We start from the raw sequence: 17,248 nt of genomic DNA, 5'->3' as shown, positions 1-17,248 counted from the left end.
CTTTCCAGTCGGCTACGTGGTTTTCATCTGTTTCTTGCGCTGTTTGAAGCGGAACGAGTCATTGCCGGTTTCTAGGATTTCGCAGTGGTGGGTGATGCGGTCGAGCAGCGCGGTGGTCATCTTGGCATCGCCGAAAACGCTGACCCATTCGCCGAACGACAGGTTGGTAGTAATGATCAGCGAGGTCTTTTCGTAGAGCTGGCTGATCAGGTGAAACAGCAGTGCGCCACCCGAGTCGGGAAACGGCAAATAGCCCAACTCATCCAAAATTACGGCATCGATATGCAGCAGTTGCTTGGCCAAGTTACCGGCTTTACCTTGTTGTTTTTCCCGCTCTAGTTGGTTGACCAGATCGACGGCGTTGTAGAAGCGCAAGCGCTTTCCTTGATGGATGGCGGCGACGCCCAAGGCGGTGGCCAGATGGGTTTTGCCGGTGCCCGTGCCACCGACCAGGATCAGATTGTGGGCGCTGTCCATGAAGGCGGCGCTGGCCAGTTGCTGGATCTGCCCTTGATCAAGGGGAGTTTCGGCCCAGTCGATAGCGCTCAGGTCACGATGGATCGGGAAACGGGCGGCCTTGAGCTGATAGCGCAAGCTGCGCACCTGCCGATCGGCTTGTTCTGCCTCGATCAGGCGATCCAGCCAGACCTCTGGAGGGCTTGATTGGCGCGGGGCTTCGGCCAATAGCTCGCGCCACGCAGTGGCCATGCCGTGCAGCTGTAAGGTCTTCAGTTGGGCGGCGCGGTCAATGGACATACTGGCCGCTCCTTAGCTGCTCATAGCGGCCGCAATCGGCCAGCGGCTCAATGCGCAGTTGCAGTTGTGCCGGCAGTTCCAATTGCACTGGCCGGGCTGGAGCGGTCAGGCGCCGCAGTTCATTCATCACCAGCGAGCCATTGACCACGCCGCATTCGAGCGCTAACTCGCAGGCCACTTGCAGTGCGTCTAGACCGACCTCGCGGGCGACCAGCAGCAACTCAACAAAGGCGCGATCGCCACGAGGTTGTTTGAGCAGACGTTCGCGAACCTGCTGGATCGCCGCCGGCAAATCCCATTCGACAAAGGGCGCGCCATTGCGCAAGGCGCCGGGCTTCTTCTCCAGTACCGAAAGGTAATGCCAGGGATCGCAGATCAACTGATCGCGGCCAAAGCGGCGAGCGTGCTCGGCGATCTGTGCACCCTCGGCGACGACCAGTACCTCAGTGGCAGTGCTGCGCACGGACACCGCCTTACCGGCCCATTCGGCAGGGACGCTGTAGCGGTTGCGATCAACCCGCACCAGGCAGGTGCTGGAGGCGCGCAGCATCTGCTCGAGATAGCCGTCAAAGGTCGCGCTGAACGCGCGCAATAACGGTTGCTCGCGGGCGAAATGCTCGGCAATGCTCTGGCTGCGTTCGGTAGGATGCTCGCGCTGGCTCAGCTCGCGGCAACGTAATGCCAGCCAGTCATTAAGCGCCGCAAAGCTGGCGAAACGCGCCATCGGCGTGAACAGCCACTCGCGGACATTACCCACCTGATTTTCAATCTGACCCTTTTCCCAGCCCGAGGCCGGGGTGCAGGCCACCGGCTCGAACAGGTAGTGATTGGCCATGGCCATAAACCGACGATTAAAGCGTCGCTCCTTGCCGACCAGGATCGCCTCGACCACCGCCTTGAGGTTGTCGTATATGACCCGTTGCGGCACCCCACCAAAGAACGCAAAGGCCCGGTTATGGGCATCGAACACCATCTCCTGGGTCTCACGGGGATAGGCTGCGACGAACATCTGCCGGCTGTAGGCCAGACGAAAATGCGCCACCTTGATGGTCTGCGGCACGCCATCGATCTCGACGTGCTCATGGCTCCAATCGAACTGACAAGCATCGCCGGGTGCGAACACCAGCGGCACGAACGCCTGAGTTGTCGTTGGCCCGTTCTTGACGGATTTCCACTGTTTTACAAAGCGCTGCACGCTGTCGTAAGCGCCGCGATAACCCTCGATCTGCAATCCCTCGAACAACCGCTGCGCCGTACGGCGCTGGGCGCGAGGTAAATGCTGCTCGGTATTGAGCCAGGCTTGCAGAGTGACTTGAAACTCACCGAGCTTTGGCGAGGGCTGTTGCTGACGCGCATACACCGGTTCAGCCGTCGAGTGCAGATGCTTGCGCACCGTTGGCCGGGAGAGTTTAAGGCTGCGCGCAATCGCACTAATGCTCTCGCCGCTAACCAGATGCCGGCGCCGAATTTCGGCAATTATATCCATCGATAACACCCCAGATTCTCCGGCCGAAAGACCGGATGGTTGCACACCCCGGGGTGGAAACTATTGGACGCTGTTTACCCCGGAAATCTGGAAAGTTTTGCACGCTGATTAACAGCGAGGTCGCAGTTATAGGGGCCGATAGGGTGTTGGGTGGTGGGGTATATGCCGCGATTCACCAGCATCGTAAAAAGCTGGGTCTCGTACCTGGAGATGCGCGCCGATCGGGTCTGATTAGTAATCGCGCGTTGAGCTTTCTCTTCCGCGCTGTGGACTCTACCTCTTGCAGCTTCGTTAGCTCGATGAGCAAGGCGCTTTCGCTCGTCCGGAGCTGTTGTAGCCATGCGCGCACTCTGCTGCTCACTTCGGTTTCTAGTCGGAACACCTGCCAGCTTGAGATGCCTGATGATGACATTTGGGGCGACCTTGAAATAAGTAGCTATACCGGAGATTCCGACGCCGGAATTGAACATTTCAATCAGTCTTTCGGTCGGCAGTTCGATTTTCGGCCTTCCGGCGTTACGCATGACGACGCCAGCCTCACTGAAGGATCGATAGAGTACGGCTCTGCTGACACTGAATTGGCTGCAAATATCATCAATGGATGCTCCGGCCACGTATTTTGCGACCAGATCGTCGAGATTCGGAACGATGGTTTTTCTGGGCATGTTTACAATCTTGAAACGGTAGATGGCTGGTATTTTGCTGGTGGAATCGTAACTCATAACTGTCGAACAACGTTTGTACTGCTTACTTCTCTCAGTGAAATTTTTGCAAAAGGCGCTACGAGGGCTTCAGTGGGCGCCGATGGCGGTCAGCAGGTCAGTGCTGACCTCGATTACTACCACTGGCTTCAGCAGCAGCCTGCTTCTTTCCAGGATGTGGCTATCGGTCCGGTCCGGGCCAAGCTATTCCGAGAGGGCGGGCTGAGCATCGAGCGATTCACCGAGCTGCAGCTTGATCGCAACTTTGCGCCGCTGACTCTGGTGCAGATGAAGGGGCTGGAGCCGCTGGCCTTCGAGCGAGCAGGGATCTAACCGAACACATTCAATCAGCCGCCTCCGGGCGGTTTTTTATTGCCTGCAAAGCGGGCGAAACATACCCAAGGGGTGCATCAACGTGGCAGAAGAAAACGAAATCGACCTGGAAAACCCGGCAATCAAGGCCGCTATCGCGACTGCCGTTGAAGCATCTGTGTCTGGTCTCAAAACTAAGAACTCGGAACTGCTGGGCAAGCTGAAGGAAACCTCCGGCAAGCTGACCCAGTTCGAAACCCAGTTTGAAGGCATCGATATTGAAGCCGTCAAAGGCCTGCTCAGTCGCGCCGGGCAGGACGAAGAAACCAAGCTGCTGACCGAGGGCAAGGTGGACGAAGTCTTTAACCGTCGCACCGAGCGCTTGCGTGGCGACTACGACAAGCAGTTGAAGACCATCAGTGAGCGCGCCGAGAAGGCTGAGTCCTTCGCTGCCAAGTTCCAGGGTAAAGTCCTGGGCGACTCGGTACGCGGCGCAGCACTGAAGGCTGGTGCGCTCCCTGAAGCGACAGACGACATCATCCTGCGCGCCAAAGGCGTGTTCACCCTTAACGAAGATGGCGATGCCGTCGCCGTTGATGAATCCGGCCAGGTCATCCTCGGTAAAGACGGCAAGACCCCTTTGACTCCGCTCGAATGGGCGGAATCTCTGCGCGAAAGCGCACCTCATCTGTGGCCAAGGGCTTCAGGGACATTTGCCCCGGGCGGGGGTGGCGGCAAGGCTGCATTCAAGCGCTCCGAAATGACTTCCGAGCAGAAGCGCGACTTCCAGCGCAAGCACGGCCAAACCGCATATCTGCAATTGCCCAAGTAAGGGGATTGACTCATGGCTACAACCGTAAATAGCGACCTGATCATCTACAACGATGAGGCGCAAACCGCATATCTGGAGCGTGTCCAGGACAACCTGGATGTGTTCAACGCATCGTCCAATGGCGCAATGGTGCTGGACAACGAACTGATCGAAGGCGACTTCCGCAAGCGCGCCCTCTACAAGTTGAACGGCTCTCTGGAGCACCGCGATGTCAACTCTGACGGCAAGGTAACTGCCAAGAAGATCTCCGCCGGCGAAGCTGTCGGTGTTAAGGCTCCCTGGAAGTACGGCCCTTACCAGACCACCGAAGAGGCGTTCAAGCGCCGCGGTCGTCCGGTCGAGGAGTTCTCCCAGATCGTCGGTGCCGACGTCGCTGATGCGACCTTGGAAGGCTTCATCCAGTACGCAACTGCTGGCCTGCGTGCCGCCATCGGCTCCAACGCCGACATGGTGGTTTCGGCCAACATCGAAACCGACGGCAAGAAGACGCTGACCCGCGGCATGCGCAAATTCGGCGACAAGTTCGGTCGTATTGCGTTGTGGGTCATGCACTCCAGCGCCTACTTCGACATCGTCGACGAAGCCATCACCAACAAGATCTACGAAGAAGCTGGCGTCGTGATCTACGGTGGCCTGCCGGGCACTCTGGGCAAGCCTGTACTGGTGACCGATACCGCGCCGGCGGACGTGATCTTCGGATTGCTGCCAAACGCGGTAACCATCACCGAGTCTCAGGCCCCGGGCTTCCGTTCCTACGAAGTGAATGACGAAGAGAACCTGAGCATCGGCTACCGCGCTGAAGGCACAGTGAACATCGATGTGCTGGGTTACAGCTGGAAAGCCACCACTGGCGGTTCCAACCCAACCCTGGCTGCGGTCGGCTCTGCTGCCAACTGGGTCAAGCACGCTGGAAGTAACAAGGTCACCGCCGGCGTGATGATCAAGCTGACTGCAACGCCTCCTGTCGCTGGCGACTAAGCCTTAAACGCAATGCGCGGTCAGCGATGGCCGCCTTGGAGAAACACATGGAACTGACTTACAGCAACCAGCTCGACGGCTTCGACCCGGAGAAACGTTACCGCAATCCGGAACACTTCGATAAGCCCGAAGCCGGCGTGACCAGCGTGCTGGTGATTGGCGATTGGCCAAGCGTGGTCGACGCATACGAAGCGGCCGGTATTGACGTGTCGGTGAAAGAGGCCAAGCGGGTGCAGATTGTTGGCGGTGCCAACCAGGCCGAACTGGAAAAAGTCATCGCGACTTTGCGGGTTGAACATGGATCGATCGAGATCCTGATTGGTGGCCTTGAGGCTGGCGAAATCCGCCGTCCAGAGGCTGGTGAACTGGCGTTGCGCCTGTTCGAAGTGCTGGGAAGCATCCATGCCTCAGTAGGTGACCTGACTACTGAGCGTGACGGCCTTGCCTTGACTGTCGACGCACTGCGCGGCGAGGTTGAAGCGCTGAAGAAGGCCGCCACCACACCGCCCGCGGATGAGGCCACTCAAATCGAGGCGCTGAAAGCCAAACTCGATGAAGCCAATGTCCAGTACCGGGCCAACGCTTCGAAAGACTCCTTGGAAAAGCTTGTCGCCGAGTTGAGCGGGGCGTGATACGACTGAGATGTAGGCAAGGCTAATAAAGGGCAAAGCAAAAGCTTCGTGAGATCTTCAGAAACCTACTAAATAGGGCGTGATTCAGATAGGTTCTTACTTCTGAACTTCACCGAATCTATGGAGTGGATAATGACGAGCGAAAATGGAGAGCTAAATCCTGAGCTTTACGAGCAAATAAAGAAATTCAGTAGTGCCGGAGATCTGCTCGCTGAGTCAGGCTGCTTTGAGGCAGCAGTGACAGAATATAACAAGGCTTGGGAAATGATCCCTTCACCCAAAAATGATTGGGAGGCCGCAACTTGGATTCTGGCGGCTATCGCTGATGCGTGTTTCTTGTCCGGATTCAAAACCTCAGCTCGCGAAGCTTTGCAATACGCAATGACCTGCCCTGGTGGTCTTGGAAATCCCTTTTTGCATCTGCGTCTTGGGCAGGTTTTGTTCGATGACGGTCAAGAAGACTCTGCAGCAGACGAGTTGATGCGAGCATACATGGGCGCTGGCCCAGAGATTTTCGCAACTGAAGATGCTCGATACCTGACCTTTCTCAAAACACGTGCTGATCTTTGAATTTCTTAACTACTAGGCTGACCGGCGATTTATTGCATTGACTCTGTTTAGGGTTATGGGCACTCCATCGTGTGCGCACTTGGTCGAATTCAGTATTCCGTAAAGCGAGCAGGCAGTCTTAACCCATTCAGCGAGTAAACGCATGACACTCATCATCGAGGACGGTACTGGCAAGCCTGATGCCGAAAGCTACGCGAGCGCCGAGGACCTGGTTAGGTACGCAGTGAAATTCGGCACGGTCATACCCGCAGGTGTTCCTGAGCAGGAAGCGTTGCTGCGCCGGGCGGCTTTGGCTATGGACGGCATGACCTGGAAGGGGCGCAAGACGAACAGCGAGCAGGGACTTTCTTGGCCGCGCCGGGAAGTGCTGCTGGATCACGAGATCAAGCCTAACAACTACCTGCCGGCGCGCATTCAGTACGGGCAGATGGCCCTGGCGGCCGAGATACATCAGGACGATATCGACCCAATCGACAAGCGCAAAGGCGCTGTGACGCTGGAGCGTGTCGAAGGTGCGGTGACCCGCGAATACGCGACGATTTCCAACACCAGCGGCCGACTGTTGCCTGCGGCGCCTGATCGACCGAGTTCTACGCAGTTTGCCGACTACCTACAAAAGCGCGGGTTGTTCGCGGTCCGCGCATAGCTGCAACGGAGACCACCATGGCCACCTTCTACGACGAAATGGCCGTGATGGCTCTGGAGATGATCTCAGAGTTCGGCCAGCCCGTGACCATCAGCAAGACTGAGCCGGGCGAGTACGACCCGGAGACGGGCGGCGAGACGCCGGGCGCAAACGTCGAGCAAATCGCCCAAGGCATCCTGCTCGACTTCACCGGCCAAGAATTCCAGAACAACAGCCTCATCAAGCAGGGCGACAAGAAACTCAAGATTGCAGCGCAGGGATTAGCCTGGATGCCTGGCCTTCTCGACAAAGTCGTGGCCCAGGGGCGCACCTGGTCAATCGTCCCGCCGCTGAAAGAGGTCAACCCGGCTGGCACACCGATTCTTTATGAGCTGCAGGTGCGGTCGTGACCAACAAGTACGCGAGCATGAACGGAAGTTTTGCCGAGAACATTCGCGACTTCGCCGAGCGCGCTCAAGCCGGAATCGACGCAACCATTCGCGAGATCGTGATAGAGATCGGCAGCAGCGTCATCCGCATGTCACCGGTGGGCAATCCAGAGATCTGGGCTGCGAACGTCGTTCACCGGCAGGCGAACAAGCGAGCCGCCGATGACTACGACTTCAAGGTTTCGGTGCGCAACACGATCATCAACCTCAACGAATCGAACTTCACCAAAGCCGGCAAACTGCGGCGCGGTGTGAAGTTGGCCAAGCCCCTGACCAAGACCGAGCTCGACCAGAACTTCAACGTTAACGGGTTGGTTGCTGGCAAGGACTACGTCGGCGGGAGGTTCCGCGGGAACTGGCAGTTTTCGATTGATGCCCCAGCAGATGGCGTTCTTGATCAGATCGATGTCAGCGGTAACGTCAGCATCGCCGTGCTCAAGGCACAGGTTCAAACCCTGACCGCGGGGCAGACGGCCTACATCGTGAATAACCTGCCCTACGGAATCCCACTTGAGTATGGGCATAGCAAGCAAGCGCCTCACGGGATGATTCGGGTCACGTTGTCTCAGTTCCAGAAAACTGTCGATGACGCCATCAGGAATAACCAAGTATGAGCCACGCCATCATCGCATCGATCTATGAGGCAAAGCTGCTCGCCTGGAGCAAAGCGCGTGCGGAGCCCATCAAGGTCGTGTTCGAAAACACTCAGTACGACCCTGCGGACGGCGATACCTATCTGCGGGCGTTCATGCTCCCAGGCGATACCGCGAGCAGCACGCTCGCTGGCGACCACCGCGCATTCATCGGCGTCTACCAGGTCAGCATTGTGGCACCGGCCGGCACCGGCAAGACCAAGACGAACCCACTTGTGGCTGAGTTGACCACGCTATTCCCGCTTTATGCGCGAGACACAAAGGCAGGCCTCACCGTCGTTACGATGTCGCCAGTTGATCCTGGCCCAGGCATCACAGACCCGCCGACTTACACGGTGCCGGTGTCGTTCGAGTACCGAGCCGACACCGCCTGATCCTAGACGGTAGAATCCATTCATGAATTGGTTTGGGAATACCTGCGATGGACGAAATCAGGAAGCAGCGACTTCAATATCTAAGTGAGTGGGTAGAGGACCACTGCTATAGGAATCGCGAAGAAATCGCCTTGAGCGAGCGGTGCTTATGCGTCGGATGCGGTCTTTGGCTTCTGCCCACTGAAATTATAAAGTGGTACGAGGATAAGCATGCATGCTGTCCAGGCTGTGGCCTTACCGGTGTGGTCGTAGGTTCGAAATCCGGTATCCCTTTGGACGAGGTCCGAAGCAATATGAAAGTCGATTAGCAACAAACAACATTTAGCCCGTTGGGCAAACCCCGAAACCCGCCTCTGTGCGGGTTTTGTCATTTCTGAAAAGAGGAAACACCCATGGCCGGCATCCAAATGCCCAACGGCGCTACCCTTGAGATTGCAGCCGCCTACGGTCCAGCGATCCCATTCACTGCTTTGACCAATGCCAATCCAGCCGTAGCGACCGCTGCGGCGCACGGCTTGGCTGAGGGTGACGTAATTGCTGTTAACTCCGGCTGGACCCGCCTCGATGGTCGCGGCGTTCGAGTTGGGGAGATCGCCAGTGGCACGTTCGCGCTTGAGAGCGTCAATACGACCAGTATTCAACAGTATCCCTCGGGCTCGGGGATCGGTTCCGTTCGCGAGGTTACAGCCTTCACCGAGATCTCTCAGATCACCGAGATGAATTCCAGTGGTGGTGATCAGCAGTTCCTGACCTTCGGCTTCCTGGCTGACGATGATGATCGCCAGATGCCAACCACCAAAAACCCGATCACGCTGACCATCACCGTCGCTGATGATCCTTCCAAGCCCTATGTGGAGGTCTGTGAGGCTGCCGATGACGACAAGCAAGCGCGCCTGCTCCGACTCAACCTTCCTGGCGGCAGCAGCATCATCTACAACGGCTACGTGTCGATCACCTCGACGCCGACCATGTCCCGCAACAACTTGATGACTCGCGTCATCAGTATCGCCCTGACCGGTCGTCCAACCCGCTACGCGGCCACGGTGTAATCGATGGCCAAGTTCAAGTTGATCCAAAAGCCGACCTTCAAGGCACCGGTGATGATCCAGCGCGCCGGCTACACCGCTGAAAAGGTGGAGTTCGAGTTCAAGTATCTGGACCGCACCGCGCTTGCCGAGCTGTATACCGGCTGGAACGAGCGGCACGACGAACTGGGCAAGCAGGTCGGCGACATGGACCTCAAAGCTTTCACCGCCGCCCAGATCGCCCTGCAAGCAGACCAGCTGTTGGATGTGGTGGTGGGCTGGGATATCGAAGAGGAGTTCACACCTGAAAACGTGCGCATCCTCGTCAATTCGATCAACTCGGCGCCCAAGGCAGTGTTGAGCGCGTACGCCGAAGCCTTCAGCGAGGCTCGCCTGGGAAACTCCTAAGCGCCTCCCGCGCGCTCTATGAGCCAGGGCCATCGGATGCAGACCTGATGGCCTTCGGTTTATCGCGCCAGGACATCCCCGACAAGGAAGTCGGAATCTGGCCGGACAACTGGGAGGCCTTCAAAGTCTTCGAGGCCATGAGCACCCAGTGGCGCACAGGCGCGTGCGGCGCGACAGGAATGGACTACAGCGTCCTCGCCGGCGTGATTCGGATGTGCGGCGTACCGATCAGTCAGCGACAAACGATTTTCAGCGACTTCCGGCGGATGGAGGCTGAAGCCCTGCAGGTGATGGCGGAACAGAGAGAAAAAAAATGAGCACCAATTTCGCTTCCCTGGGTATTGCGGTCGAGTCGTCGCAGGCCGCAAAGGCTGCTGACGATCTGGATAAGCTGGTCGATTCGGCGGAAGGTGCCCAGAAGGCCATTGATGACCTCGGCAAAACCGGTGAAGGCCTGGCCAGCACCGGCAAGAAGGTTTCCCAGGCCGAAGCGGATGTTGCTCAAAGCATCGACAAATCTACGGCGGCCAGGGATCGGCAAGCTGGAGCAAGTCGCAAGGCAACTGACAGCGCAGTAGCGGAAATCTCCGTCATCAGTCAGCTCGACAAGGCGATGACGGGCAATATCTCGAGCATGGAATCGCTGGTTCAGGCCGAAGGCTTGCTGGAGCGCGCCCGCAAGGGCGGCTTGGTCACCATCGAGGAGCAGGCGAAGTACCAGGATCAACTGGGAAAGGCCTACGACAAGATTGAAAAGGCGGAAGCTAAAGAGCTGGCCCAGAAGCAAAAGCTGATCGAGGCAGAGAATCGCCAGATTGAGGCACTGAAGCGCACCGTCAACGGTATTGATCCAGTGACCGCCAAGCTGGTGAAGCTGGAGGCTCAGGAGAAGGCGCTCAACGACCTGCATAAAGCTGGTCAGATCGACGCTGAGCGCTACAACGAGGCTCTGGCTAAGATCGGTAAAGACCGGGCGGGCCTCACTGAGGCCGCTAGCGCCTTCGACAAGCTGAAGCTCGGCACCCGCCAGGCTCAGGAAAACGTCATGCAGCTCGCCAATGCCATCCAGGCGGGCGATCTGGGTAGTGGTGCGCGCGCGATCGCTCAGCTTGGCGCTGGCGCCGGTGAGTCGGCGAAAAGCTTGGCAGGCATGCTGATCCCGGCTGGCCTGCTGGTCGCGGTAATCGGTTCGCTGGGCTATGCGTACTTCGATGCGATGAAGCAGGCGCGCGAGTTCAATGCCGCTATCAATGGCGGTACTAACGGTGCCGGGCAAACCATTGAAAGCCTGAAGGACATGGCCGACGGCGCTGGGCGCGTCACCGGAAACCTGTCCGGTGCGCGAGAGGCCGTGGTTTCGCTTGCGTCTGGAGTGGCTACCAGCGGCACCCAGATGCGAAATCTGGCTGAAGCAGCAGCCGCAGTCAGCGAAGTTACCGGTCAGGGGGCGGGCGAACTCGCCAAGTCCTTTGCCACCGCTGGCGATAGAGCTACTGAAGCCGCCAGCAAGATCAGCAGTCAGTATGGGTTGCTCACCCTTGAGCAGTACCAGGTGATAAAGGGGCTGGATGATCAGGGCGATAGTCAGCGCGCTCTGGATATTCTCAGCGAAGACCTTAACCAGGCCGCACTGGCGCGTCTGAAGACCTATCGTGAGTCGCTTTCGGATGTAGAGCGCGACTGGGACAAGATCAAAAACGCCATCAAGGGCGCTTACGCTGAAGTTCGGTCGGAGATATTCCCTGACCTGGCCAAGCAGATCGAGATCACCCAGCGCGTTCTGGACACCCGCAAGGGCGGCGGAGTTGCGGGTGCCATCTCTAACGGGCTGAGCTCTTTGAACTCGGCTCTTGGTCTTGGTACCGGCGAGCACGACGACTCAACTGAAGCGCTTGAGAAAAAACTTGCCGGGTTGAAAGCCAGGCAGACTGCCAGTTCTAATCTGGCAATCGTCACCGGTGAAAACGCCGACGCAAACCAGAAGGCAATCGAGGCTCAGAAAGCGCTGGATGCGCAACTCGACAACGTCAACCCTCTGAACAAGCGCAAAGCGGGACTGGAAAAGCTTAATAACCAGTTCAAAGCGCTTTACGAAAATGCAGAAAAGGCAGGGCAGAAGTCGCCACTTCTTGAGGGTGTGAGCTACGACGGAAAAAAGTTTTCCGGTGGCGCGTACGACAAACTGCTAGAGGGTCTCGAGGACAAAAATAAAGATCCCAAAGCGGCTGGCACCCAGGTCGACCTGACGAGCTTCAACAACGCCAAGAACGACCTGGCGGCGATCACCGACACCTACAAGAACTACCAGAAGGAACTGGAAGCGGCTCAAAAGGCTGGCTTGCTGTCCGAGGAAGACTATCTGCTGCGGCGCCAGGCGCTCATCGGCAACGAACGCGACCAGGTAACTGCAGCCTACGAGGCCGAGATTGCGGCGCTGGAGGCTGCCAAGGGCAAGAAGGCCACATCGGCCGCGCAAAGCATCCAGCTGGAACAGAAGATCGCTGACGCGCGCGCGGGGATGGTCAAAGCGCAGAAGGACGCTGACAGCCAACTTGAAGTCCTGGCGACCAACGAGACCGGGCGCCTGGCCAAGCAAGAGCGGGCGATAAGCACGTACGTGCAGGCGCTGGGGCAACAACAGAGGGCGTTGGAGCTGGCAGGCCAGCGCGCAGTGATCGGCGTGGGACAGGGAGATCGACAGAACGCGCTCAGCGGCGAACTCAACAGCCAGCAAGACCGGTTTGCTCAGCAGTCGCTGGAGCTGGCCAACCAGAAGTCCGACCCATCGCGAAACATGTCGGAAGAGGAGTTCAAGCGGAAGTCGCAAGCGCTCGCAGACGCGAACAAAGCCGCCACTGACCAGATTCGGCAGAACTACGCGGATGTGGAGAACGCCCAGGGCGATTGGACCAAAGGCGCAACAGCGGCTTGGGACAACTATCTGGATTCGGCGCGGAATATCGCCGGCCAGACGAAAAGCCTGTTCGGCAATGCCTTCAGTTCGATGGAAGACGCAGTCGTCAACTTCGCCATGACCGGTAAAGCATCGTTCTCGGACTTTGCAAAATCGATCTTGGCTGACATGGCGCGCATTGCAACACGCCAGGCCAGTTCGGCATTGCTGAGCAGTCTGGTGGGTTCTGCGGCGAGTTACTTGGGCGGCAGTGCTGCAGGTGGCAACGGACTGGCGGCCGGGTCTGCTGGTGCGGCATCTTCCAATCTCGGCGCTTCGGCCGGCGGCTACTCCGGTTCCTACTTTCCGCAAGCTTTGGGCGGTGCCTGGTCGGGCGGTGTGCAGATGTTCGCCGACGGCGGCGCCTTCACCAACTCAATCGTCAGCAAGCCTACGGCGTTCGGCATGGCCAACGGCAAAACCGGTGTCATGGGCGAGGCGGGGGAAGAGGCAATCATGCCGCTGACCCGAACATCCAGCGGCAAGCTGGGCGTTATGGCCATGGGCGGCGGCGGTGCAGGTGCAACGCAGATCAATGTCGAGGTGCACATCGACGGCGAGGGTAACGCTTCGTCCTCGGCTGATGCCCCCGGTTACGACCTGTTCGGCAAGGAGCTGGCAACGTTTGTTGAGCAGAAGTATCAGCAACTGCGCAACAAGGACATGGGCCAGGGTGGAGTCATCAACAAAGCAATCAAGGGGCGCTGATGGCAATCGAACGATTCACTTGGTCAACGGAGAAGGGCGCGGAGGGAGATATCACCCAACGCGTGCGCTCCAAGCAGTTCGCCGACGGATACGAGCAGTCGGTTGAGGATGGTTTGAATAACCAGTCGGAATCCTGGCCTGTGACTTTCACTGGTATGGAATCTCGAATCCTGGAGATCAGGAAGTTCCTCGACCGGCACAAGGGGGCAAAGGGCTTTCTCTGGACGCCACCACTTGGCGTGCTTGGGCTCTACAAGTGCAACGGCTACAAGCCGATTCACCGTGGCGGCCAGGTCTACGCCATCACCGCCACCTTCCAGCAAACCTTTCACCCCTGAGATAACGACCCATGGCACTGATCACGGACATCCAGAAACTGGAGCCCGGCGGCGAGATTCGCCTGTTCGAAATTGACGGTACCGAGTACGGCGCCGATTACCTGCGCTTTCACGGTCACGCCATTCCGCACACACCGGAGGAATTGCTGGCTTACGAGGGATCTGAAGAGGACCTGCCAGCGAAGTCGATCTGGTGGCAGGGCGTCGAGTACGCGGCCTGGCCGGTGCAAATTGAAGGCATCGGTTCCAGCAGCGACGGCACAGCCACTCGCCCGACATTCGTCGCTGGCAACGTCAACGGTCGCGTGACGGCGCTGTGCTTGGCCTTCGAGGACATGCTGAAGTTCAAACTCACGGTTCGCGAGACGCTGGCGCAATACTTGGACGCTGCGAACTTCCCTGAGGGCAATCAAACTGCTGACCCGACCCAGGAAGCGTTGGAGATCTGGTATATCGACCAGAAAACCAGCGAGGACGGCGAGGCCGTGATGTGGGAGCTGTCCTCTCCTGGGGAGATCGACAACCACGGGCTGCCCGGCCGGCAGATGACGACGTTCTGCCACTGGGCCATGACGAACGGATATCGCGGGGCTGATTGCGGCTACACCGGCGCTGCCATGTTCGACGACGAGGACAACCCCACGGGTGACCCGGCGCTGGATCAGTGCAAGGGATGCCTGTCGTCCTGCAAGCTCCGCTTCGGCGAGAACGACGAACTGTCCTTCGGTGGATTCCCCGCCGTTTCCCTGATTGCCCGGAGCTGACCATGCGCAAGCACATAATTGCGGCTATTCAGGCGCATGCTGCAGCCGAGTATCCGCGCGAATGCTGCGGCCTGTTGCTGGCCGTGGGTCGCGCTCAGAAGTACTTTCCGTGCAGGAATATCGCCACGGAGCCCAACGAAGAGTTCCGGCTCGATCCTGAGGACTACGCTGCGGCGGAAGACTTGGGCGAAGTGATCGGCATTCTTCACTCGCACCCGGACGCCACCAGCAGGCCGTCACCGCACGACCTGGCCATGTGCGAGGCCACGGCCTTACCCTGGCACATCCTGTCCTGGCCGGAGGGCGACATGCGCACGATCACTCCCACGGGCAGCACGCCGCTGCTCAAGCGGCCTTTCGTGCACGGTGCCTGGGACTGCTGGCAGGTCTGCGCTGATTGGTACCAGCGCGAATGGGGGGTTGAGTTCGAAGTATTCCAGCGCACTGATGGCTGGTGGGAGAGCGAGGAGAACGCCAGCCTGTACGAGCAGCACTACGAGGCTGCCGGCTTTGTGCGCGTCGACCGGCCACAGCGCGGCGACATGATTGTCATGCACGTAGGACGCACGGTGCACCCGAATCATGCTGGCATTTACCTTGGCGCCGATCCGTCGCTACCAGGTGAAGAATCAGGCGCCTTCGGCGCTGGCCCGTTCCTGCTGCACCACCTATACGGCAGGCCGTCGGAGATCATCGTCTACGGTGGGCCTTGGCATGACCGGACATGCCTGATCCTCAGGCACAAAGACCGGCGCGAATCATCTGATGTGAAGGAGGCACTTCAGCAAGTTAATGGACGGTGAGTAGCAGTGGGTTCTCTTCTTCAAAGATGTTTTGCTCAGGCATATTTCTGGAGAAAAAACCCTCAAATACCACCTGGAATCTCTCCCGGCAGTCGTATAGCTGTGCTCTCTTGAGGTTACGTATTTTGTAGCCGTCATTCCGATCGAAGTGGCAGCCAAATGACATGAAACAGTGGCTGAAGATGCGAAACACCTGCCAGTAGAGCTCAGGGTCGATCTCCTCTTCCTTGGCTAATTGATAGAGAGCCCACTCTAAGAGCCAGTATTCATCTTGTGCCCAGCGCGCGTACTCGTGTAGCTGGCCATTGAATGAGTTTTCATCGTAGTCATCGCAGCGCGGGAAGTTTCTTTGAACTACAAATCGAGGGTCCATCAACGCGGTTCCTTACGTCTGCGCGGCAGACGGTCCTTTATCCACAACCGATGATTAAGCTCGGAGTGCTACATGCAAATCATACAACGCTACATGCTGACCATTCACGACCTCTTCACCATCACCGATGGCGATATCTGCGGCGCTGAAATCGAGGTCGCCATTCTGGATGGCGGTGTCGAGATTGATCGGATGAAATTCTCCGGCAAGTGCCAAAGCAAGGATGGGTACAGCCGTGCCTACACTGGTAAACCGGGGCTTACTGCTGATCTCATATCTGGCCCTGGCCATATCACTTTTACGCTGGCATAGGAATTTCCAACTCGCCTAGCGTCATAAATTCAGATCCATCCTTCGTCAGCCGTATCAAGTTGGCATTTCCGCCTATCAGGACGCGCTGACCCTTTGGTTTCGCGCCCTCTATGGCGGCCTGCAATCGAATTATTTCTTTGCTGCAATCAGGAAAGTCCCAGTACTCCACAGTTCCCAGTTCCTCAACGGTCAGTGCTGGCTTCATGGCAAGGCCTTGAGGGATCCGCGCGGAGGCAAATTTACTAGTAGACCGGTAGACATAGCCATGAATGTGACCACTATCGTTGGACAACCCAAAGAGATAGATCGTTGCTGTCTGATCCGCGAAGGCGGGTGTGTTGCGTTGCACTTCGCCCCAGATGGACTGAAGGCGCTTGGTCGCTTCGTCGTTGAGAGAATCTACATCCAAGGCAGCACTCTCATCATTCACGAAGGAGATCCAATTGATGAAGACGTCAGCGACTCCGGTTCCGGCAGTGATTAGTCGTAGTCGATCCACGGAGACGGCCTTGTTTGCGTGCCCGAGAAACTCTTCGCTCGGCGTTACGACAAGGGTGTCCGTCACTACAGTAGCTTCATTGTCATCCGTGTAGAAAAGAAGCGAGCTCATGGTGGCTCCAAGCCAGATTGATCTTTCCAGGGAGGCATAACGCTACTACGCCGAACCTCTGCCCAGTTACTGGCATTCCATCCACACTGGATGCCTGGACAGGATCGTGGGAGGGTGATGTCAAATTGACCTCGCGCAACGACAGCTGTAGATTTCCCCCGCGAAATCGCGACTCACCCGTTGCGGGTGAGCAAGAATAATCATCGAATGAAGGGAGTCAACTTGGCCAAATTTATGTGGTTCGTCACCATCGTAATGTCGTTTATTGGTGCGGTTGTCGGTTTTGGCGGGATGATGCTTGCGAAAAGCGCCCCGCAGGAAGCGGCCGCAGCTGCAATGGGGCTGACCTGCGCAGTGATTCCGTACTGCATTGCTCGAGCATTCACTGAGCTTCGCTCTCTGTGATGCCGAAACCGCCCAGCCTATCGCTGGGCTTTTTGCATCTGGTGGACTCGGACGCAGAGTAGATTTGCCAAGGATTTATCGTGCAAGTAGAGCTTGTTCCATTTCAAATTTGTGATTGCAGTCAAGTGCCCTTAACCTTCAGTCGCGCTTTCTTTGGAAAATGGATGATCCGAAATGACAT

Annotated in this window: 21 protein-coding genes and 1 pseudogene; 18 read left to right on the top strand and 4 right to left on the bottom strand. The window is 57.7% G+C overall.

What is annotated here, in order from left to right:
• Positions 1–12: 12 nt before the first annotated feature.
• Complete coding sequence (istB, locus tag ACI77D_RS26950) at positions 13–756, bottom strand: IS21-like element helper ATPase IstB (RefSeq protein WP_094953903.1); 744 nt, start codon at positions 754–756, stop codon at positions 13–15.
• Positions 746–2,251 (bottom strand): IS21 family transposase, encoded by a 1,506-nt coding sequence (gene istA / locus ACI77D_RS26945; protein WP_141240638.1) that lies wholly within the window; start codon positions 2,249–2,251, stop codon positions 746–748. Before istA ends, istB begins: the two co-directional genes overlap by 11 nt.
• Positions 2,252–2,964: 713 nt before the next feature.
• On the opposite strand from istA, the pseudogene ACI77D_RS26940 reads away from it, so the two are divergent.
• From ACI77D_RS26940 to ACI77D_RS26865, 16 genes and pseudogenes are all read left to right on the top strand, one after another.
• Positions 2,965–3,276, top strand: a pseudogene (locus ACI77D_RS26940) (phage head morphogenesis protein); the annotation flags it as partial.
• Between the two features lie 82 nt (positions 3,277–3,358).
• Positions 3,359–4,087, top strand: coding sequence for a hypothetical protein (locus ACI77D_RS26935; RefSeq protein WP_407017835.1), 729 nt, complete (start codon positions 3,359–3,361; stop codon positions 4,085–4,087).
• A 12-nt stretch (positions 4,088–4,099) separates the two neighbouring features.
• The gene (locus ACI77D_RS26930) at positions 4,100–5,065 is read left to right on the top strand and encodes a major capsid protein (protein ID WP_407017834.1); all 966 of its coding nucleotides are present in this window, start codon (positions 4,100–4,102) and stop codon (positions 5,063–5,065) included.
• A 47-nt stretch (positions 5,066–5,112) separates the two neighbouring features.
• Positions 5,113–5,697 (top strand): hypothetical protein, encoded by a 585-nt coding sequence (locus ACI77D_RS26925; RefSeq protein WP_407017833.1) that lies wholly within the window; start codon positions 5,113–5,115, stop codon positions 5,695–5,697.
• A gap of 132 nt (positions 5,698–5,829) precedes the next feature.
• Positions 5,830–6,267, top strand: coding sequence for a tetratricopeptide repeat protein (locus ACI77D_RS26920; protein WP_407017832.1), 438 nt, complete (start codon positions 5,830–5,832; stop codon positions 6,265–6,267).
• Between the two features lie 142 nt (positions 6,268–6,409).
• Positions 6,410–6,913: a DnaT-like ssDNA-binding protein gene (locus ACI77D_RS26915; protein WP_407017831.1), complete on the top strand. Its 504-nt coding sequence runs from the start codon at positions 6,410–6,412 to the stop codon at positions 6,911–6,913.
• 17 nt (positions 6,914–6,930) lie between these two features.
• Entirely contained in the window at positions 6,931–7,302 is a 372-nt protein-coding gene (locus ACI77D_RS26910; protein ID WP_407017830.1) for a hypothetical protein, read from the top strand.
• Between the two features lie 17 nt (positions 7,303–7,319).
• Complete coding sequence (locus ACI77D_RS26905) at positions 7,320–7,955, top strand: hypothetical protein (protein ID WP_407017884.1); 636 nt, start codon at positions 7,320–7,322, stop codon at positions 7,953–7,955.
• The gene (locus tag ACI77D_RS26900) at positions 7,952–8,368 is read left to right on the top strand and encodes a phage tail terminator-like protein (protein WP_407017829.1); all 417 of its coding nucleotides are present in this window, start codon (positions 7,952–7,954) and stop codon (positions 8,366–8,368) included. The genes ACI77D_RS26905 and ACI77D_RS26900 overlap by 4 nt, the downstream gene beginning before the upstream one ends.
• Before the next feature lie 392 nt (positions 8,369–8,760).
• Positions 8,761–9,417, top strand: coding sequence for a phage tail protein (locus ACI77D_RS26895; protein ID WP_407017828.1), 657 nt, complete (start codon positions 8,761–8,763; stop codon positions 9,415–9,417).
• Positions 9,418–9,420: 3 nt separating this feature from the next.
• Positions 9,421–9,801, top strand: a complete 381-nt coding sequence (locus ACI77D_RS26890) for a phage tail assembly chaperone (RefSeq protein WP_407017827.1) — start codon at positions 9,421–9,423, stop codon at positions 9,799–9,801.
• 47 nt (positions 9,802–9,848) lie between these two features.
• Positions 9,849–10,118 (top strand): DUF1799 domain-containing protein, encoded by a 270-nt coding sequence (locus tag ACI77D_RS26885; RefSeq protein WP_407017826.1) that lies wholly within the window; start codon positions 9,849–9,851, stop codon positions 10,116–10,118.
• Positions 10,115–13,462, top strand: coding sequence for a phage tail tape measure protein (locus ACI77D_RS26880; protein ID WP_407017825.1), 3,348 nt, complete (start codon positions 10,115–10,117; stop codon positions 13,460–13,462). Before ACI77D_RS26885 ends, ACI77D_RS26880 begins: the two co-directional genes overlap by 4 nt.
• Positions 13,462–13,800, top strand: coding sequence for a phage tail protein (locus tag ACI77D_RS26875; protein ID WP_407017824.1), 339 nt, complete (start codon positions 13,462–13,464; stop codon positions 13,798–13,800). Before ACI77D_RS26880 ends, ACI77D_RS26875 begins: the two co-directional genes overlap by 1 nt.
• A gap of 11 nt (positions 13,801–13,811) precedes the next feature.
• Positions 13,812–14,564: a phage minor tail protein L gene (locus ACI77D_RS26870; RefSeq protein WP_407017823.1), complete on the top strand. Its 753-nt coding sequence runs from the start codon at positions 13,812–13,814 to the stop codon at positions 14,562–14,564.
• Between the two features lie 2 nt (positions 14,565–14,566).
• Complete coding sequence (locus ACI77D_RS26865) at positions 14,567–15,367, top strand: C40 family peptidase (RefSeq protein WP_407017822.1); 801 nt, start codon at positions 14,567–14,569, stop codon at positions 15,365–15,367.
• On the opposite strand, the gene ACI77D_RS26860 is transcribed toward ACI77D_RS26865, so the two are convergent.
• Complete coding sequence (locus tag ACI77D_RS26860; RefSeq protein ID WP_407017821.1) at positions 15,354–15,740, bottom strand: hypothetical protein; 387 nt, start codon at positions 15,738–15,740, stop codon at positions 15,354–15,356. The two genes, ACI77D_RS26865 and ACI77D_RS26860, sit on opposite strands and share 14 nt — an antisense overlap.
• A 72-nt stretch (positions 15,741–15,812) precedes the next feature.
• On the opposite strand from ACI77D_RS26860, the gene ACI77D_RS26855 reads away from it, so the two are divergent.
• Entirely contained in the window at positions 15,813–16,052 is a 240-nt protein-coding gene (locus ACI77D_RS26855) for a hypothetical protein (protein WP_407017820.1), read from the top strand.
• Here the strand turns inward: ACI77D_RS26855 and ACI77D_RS26850 are convergent.
• Positions 16,039–16,662, bottom strand: coding sequence for a hypothetical protein (locus ACI77D_RS26850; protein ID WP_407017819.1), 624 nt, complete (start codon positions 16,660–16,662; stop codon positions 16,039–16,041). The two genes, ACI77D_RS26855 and ACI77D_RS26850, sit on opposite strands and share 14 nt — an antisense overlap.
• Positions 16,663–16,884: 222 nt before the next feature.
• Here ACI77D_RS26850 and ACI77D_RS26845 point away from each other — a divergent pair, with 222 nt between their 5' ends.
• On the top strand, positions 16,885–17,067 hold the full coding sequence (locus tag ACI77D_RS26845; RefSeq protein WP_087694020.1) for a hypothetical protein: 183 nt from the start codon (positions 16,885–16,887) through the stop codon (positions 17,065–17,067).
• The last annotated feature ends 181 nt before the right edge of the window (positions 17,068–17,248 follow it).

Origin of the sequence: Pseudomonas sp. O39 (assembly GCF_045447295.1) — a bacterium.
Taxonomy (GTDB): domain Bacteria; phylum Pseudomonadota; class Gammaproteobacteria; order Pseudomonadales; family Pseudomonadaceae; genus Aquipseudomonas; species Aquipseudomonas antarctica_A.
Note: the sequence above shows the minus strand (reverse complement) of the source record. Positions and strands in the feature narration are given on the sequence as shown.

Bases quoted from the DNA above. Each gene is read 5' to 3' on its own strand.
- istB (WP_094953903.1), bottom strand. From the start codon at position 756: ATGTCCATTGACCGCGCCGCCCAACTGAAGACCTTACAGCTGCACGGC.
- ACI77D_RS26930 (WP_407017834.1), top strand. From the start codon at position 4,100: ATGGCTACAACCGTAAATAGCGACCTGATCATCTACAACGATGAGGCG.
- ACI77D_RS26925 (WP_407017833.1), top strand. From the start codon at position 5,113: ATGGAACTGACTTACAGCAACCAGCTCGACGGCTTCGACCCGGAGAAA.
- ACI77D_RS26920 (WP_407017832.1), top strand. From the start codon at position 5,830: ATGACGAGCGAAAATGGAGAGCTAAATCCTGAGCTTTACGAGCAAATA.
- ACI77D_RS26915 (WP_407017831.1), top strand. From the start codon at position 6,410: ATGACACTCATCATCGAGGACGGTACTGGCAAGCCTGATGCCGAAAGC.
- ACI77D_RS26910 (WP_407017830.1), top strand. From the start codon at position 6,931: ATGGCCACCTTCTACGACGAAATGGCCGTGATGGCTCTGGAGATGATC.
- ACI77D_RS26905 (WP_407017884.1), top strand. From the start codon at position 7,320: ATGAACGGAAGTTTTGCCGAGAACATTCGCGACTTCGCCGAGCGCGCT.
- ACI77D_RS26900 (WP_407017829.1), top strand. From the start codon at position 7,952: ATGAGCCACGCCATCATCGCATCGATCTATGAGGCAAAGCTGCTCGCC.
- ACI77D_RS26895 (WP_407017828.1), top strand. From the start codon at position 8,761: ATGGCCGGCATCCAAATGCCCAACGGCGCTACCCTTGAGATTGCAGCC.
- ACI77D_RS26890 (WP_407017827.1), top strand. From the start codon at position 9,421: ATGGCCAAGTTCAAGTTGATCCAAAAGCCGACCTTCAAGGCACCGGTG.
- ACI77D_RS26885 (WP_407017826.1), top strand. From the start codon at position 9,849: ATGGCCTTCGGTTTATCGCGCCAGGACATCCCCGACAAGGAAGTCGGA.
- ACI77D_RS26880 (WP_407017825.1), top strand. From the start codon at position 10,115: ATGAGCACCAATTTCGCTTCCCTGGGTATTGCGGTCGAGTCGTCGCAG.
- ACI77D_RS26875 (WP_407017824.1), top strand. From the start codon at position 13,462: ATGGCAATCGAACGATTCACTTGGTCAACGGAGAAGGGCGCGGAGGGA.
- ACI77D_RS26870 (WP_407017823.1), top strand. From the start codon at position 13,812: ATGGCACTGATCACGGACATCCAGAAACTGGAGCCCGGCGGCGAGATT.
- ACI77D_RS26865 (WP_407017822.1), top strand. From the start codon at position 14,567: ATGCGCAAGCACATAATTGCGGCTATTCAGGCGCATGCTGCAGCCGAG.
- ACI77D_RS26860 (WP_407017821.1), bottom strand. From the start codon at position 15,740: ATGGACCCTCGATTTGTAGTTCAAAGAAACTTCCCGCGCTGCGATGAC.
- ACI77D_RS26855 (WP_407017820.1), top strand. From the start codon at position 15,813: ATGCAAATCATACAACGCTACATGCTGACCATTCACGACCTCTTCACC.
- ACI77D_RS26850 (WP_407017819.1), bottom strand. From the start codon at position 16,662: ATGAGCTCGCTTCTTTTCTACACGGATGACAATGAAGCTACTGTAGTG.